Origin of the sequence: Arthrobacter globiformis NBRC 12137 (assembly GCF_000238915.1) — a bacterium.
Classification (GTDB): Bacteria; Actinomycetota; Actinomycetes; order Actinomycetales; family Micrococcaceae; genus Arthrobacter; species Arthrobacter globiformis.
Genome location: NZ_BAEG01000022.1, coordinates 1 through 2,700 on the forward strand (window position 1 = coordinate 1; position 2,700 = coordinate 2,700).

Here is a 2,700-nt window from a genome sequence, read left to right on the forward strand (position 1 = left end):
TGGTCTCGGCTCTCCTGCAAGTCGAAGGGTTTTCTTTCTTGTATGCGGGGATTTCAGGTTGAAAGGGAACTTCTAGGGCCCCGTAACGTGTGAGTGCTGACTTCGTGCTCGTACTGGTACGGGTCTTACCAGCTTTGAGCGTCCCTACTCGACTATATCAAGTAGCGCAGGTCGCCTCCCTGCGGGCCAATGACTTAATTCTTGGGCACATATCTTACAATTTAGCTATCATCATTTTCTTGCTTATCGGGCATGGCTCGTGTCCTCGGAAGGAATCAGTTTGGGAACCTCCGATGCACGTGTAAATGAGTCGCGCCATCGAGTTCCCAGATGGGCAAGCAGGACGGCTAAGACATGGGCAGGATACTTGACCGCCGCTGGAGCGGCCATGTCGGGGGCTCCTGGTATACAGAATGTTGCCGACTTCCTCAATGATCTTGTCCATATCGGATGGTTCAGTGATGTTACTCGTGCGGCTGGTGTCATCCTGACATTGGTCGGCGCCAGTTGGCTGGTCTCGGCAAACTATAAAGAAAAAGATGAGATTGAAGTACTTCGTAAAGCAGTGGGCGATGCGGAGTCAGAAGGACTGAGTCATGCTGCCGCCGAGTTTCGACACGCTGTCAGATCCATCGTTGCAGGTAATGAATCCGGTTGGACGCCCGAAAATGTTCAGCGGTTCCAGCCTGAGGCGCTGAAGTTTGGCAAATCACTCTTCGATTACCTGGGCGTTCCTGAAGTTCGCGTCTGTCTCTACGAACCTAGTGCAGGTGAGGAAGAACCAGAAGAAACGGGCGGGGCCAACATCACCGCGCTAACCTACGTTTGGGCTACCCCGGTGTCTGGGAGGCACGACCCCAGCCATTCGATCCTCCGGTCGAAAGAGACTGCGCATATGTTTCAGGCTTTGAATAGTAAGAAGCCGCATCACAACCGAAAGCGCAAAAGGGGGCGAACGTCAGCAGACGAGTCGAAGCGATGGAGGTCCTCCATCTGCATGGGAGTAAGGGCGGGTAACGAGCCTTTTGCCCTTCTAACTGTTGATTCTACGGCCGAACGCGCTTTCAATGATGCAGCCGAGGGGGTACTTACGCTCCTAGGAGACCTCCTCGCGTTCGCGGAGGTTGAGAAAGATAGGGCACGCGAAGCGCAAATCGCTCAGCGGGCATCGACTACTGCGGTAGAGTTTGCTACCGGGAGGTGACCACATGTCGTATTATGAGCAGCCCACGAACGCTGTATTGAACGTATCCGCCTACATCTTTAAGCGACTGCGGAAGCTTGGTCCGGTTGAAGCAATTAAGCTCCAAAAGTTACTATATTATTGCAACGCTTGGAGTCTTGCTGGCCGAGGATATCCCCTGTTCCAAGATGAAATTCAAGCTTGGAAACACGGGCCTGTAATAGCTTCTATATATCCGCTTCACCGCGGCGAAATTGATCTGAACCAATGGCCGCACGGTTCTCCCCACGATCTTTCAGTTGAAGACCAACAACTGGTTGACGACATTGTTGACACGTATGGAGGTCTGTCCGGCTGGCGACTTCGTAATCTAACACATCAAGAGACCCCCTGGATCGAAGCTTGGGAAAAAGCGCGCCAAGGGAAAATTCTTCGTGTGCCGATTGATCACGAAATGATCCGAGATTTTTATCGGGAAGAGCAGACCGTTGGATGGCCAAAAAACGCTGCCATTTTTCGGAAATAGCATCTGCTGAACTGTCGTTGGAGATGATTTCACATGCACCCGCGCAAAAGGCGGTCAAGAACTCACTTCTGCCCGCTGCTAGGGCGTTCCCCTAAAGCCGTCAACCAGATGCTCATTGCCTGAAGGACCGCTCCGCCGCGGTAGGTAAGGGCGAGTTTGTCGTAGCGGGTCGCCAGGGCTCGCCACTGTTTGAAGATGTTGAAGTTGCGTTCGACGACGTGGCGACGTTTGTAGTCCTCTTTGTCGAAGGCCGGGGGTCGGCCCCCGGTTGATCCTCGTCGTTTCCGATGGCCAATCTGATCGGACGGGTGCGGGATGACACCGATGATGCCGCGGTCGCGAAGGTGCGTTCGGATGGCTTTGGACGAGTATGCCTTGTCACCGCGAACACGGTCCGGGCGGGTACGTGGCCTGCCCGGGCCGGCCCGAGTAATCTTCAGCTGGTTCATCAGGTGGGTGAACATCGGCGCATCCCCGCCCTGGCCGGGAGCGACCAGCAGTACCAGTGGCCTGCCCTTACCGTCGACCAGTGCGTGAATTTTGGTGCTCAATCCGCCGCGGGACCGCCCAATTGCATGATCGTCCGGTTCAGCAATCAGATTCATGTAATTCGAGCAGGCCCCCTGTGGTGCGAGGAAGGTTGGTGCCGTGCTGGTCGGGTCGACCGAGATCGACCAATCCACTTCCCCGCGGGCATCCGCGACGGTCAGCAGGGCCGCCAGAATGCTGTCCCAGGTTCCGTCACCGCTGTAGCGGCGGTGACGCTTCCAGATGGTCTGCCAGGGACCGAACTCCGTCGGCACATCCCGCCAGGCAATCCCGAACCGGTACCGGTAAATGATGCCCTCGACCACCCGGCGGTCATCCCGGAAAGGGCGACCCCCGCTGGCCAGCAGAAGACGGCAGCAACGGCTGGATGCGGGCCCACTGCCCGTCAGTCAAAACAGAAGCACGAGACACCCATCAAGCATCGCGGCTAGGCAACCCGGGA

The 2,700-nt window shown here is 56.1% G+C and carries 3 protein-coding genes; 2 read left to right on the forward strand and 1 reads right to left on the reverse strand.

Annotation, left to right across the window (positions count from 1 at the left end; translation table 11 throughout):
- The first annotated feature begins 367 nt into the window (after positions 1–367).
- Together ARGLB_RS23105 and ARGLB_RS22630 are read left to right on the forward strand one after the other, a co-directional pair.
- A complete protein-coding gene (locus ARGLB_RS23105) occupies positions 368–1,204 on the forward strand; it encodes a GAF domain-containing protein (protein WP_139023240.1) in 837 nt (278 codons plus the stop codon).
- 4 nt (positions 1,205–1,208) lie between these two features.
- Positions 1,209–1,709: a Panacea domain-containing protein gene (locus ARGLB_RS22630; protein WP_003798973.1), complete on the forward strand. Its 501-nt coding sequence runs from the start codon at positions 1,209–1,211 to the stop codon at positions 1,707–1,709.
- Positions 1,710–1,771: 62 nt separating this feature from the next.
- On the opposite strand, the gene ARGLB_RS03460 is transcribed toward ARGLB_RS22630, so the two are convergent.
- Positions 1,772–2,669 (reverse strand): IS5 family transposase gene (locus tag ARGLB_RS03460; RefSeq protein WP_217491524.1). Its coding sequence is split into 2 segments (ribosomal slippage): positions 1,772–2,590 and positions 2,592–2,669, totalling 897 coding nucleotides; the frame shifts between segments, so codons are not numbered across the junction.
- Positions 2,670–2,700 lie beyond the last annotated feature (31 nt).

Coding starts and splice junctions, on each gene's coding strand:
- ARGLB_RS22630 (WP_003798973.1), top strand. CDS start 1,209: ATGTCGTATTATGAGCAGCCCACGAACGCTGTATTGAACGTATCCGCC.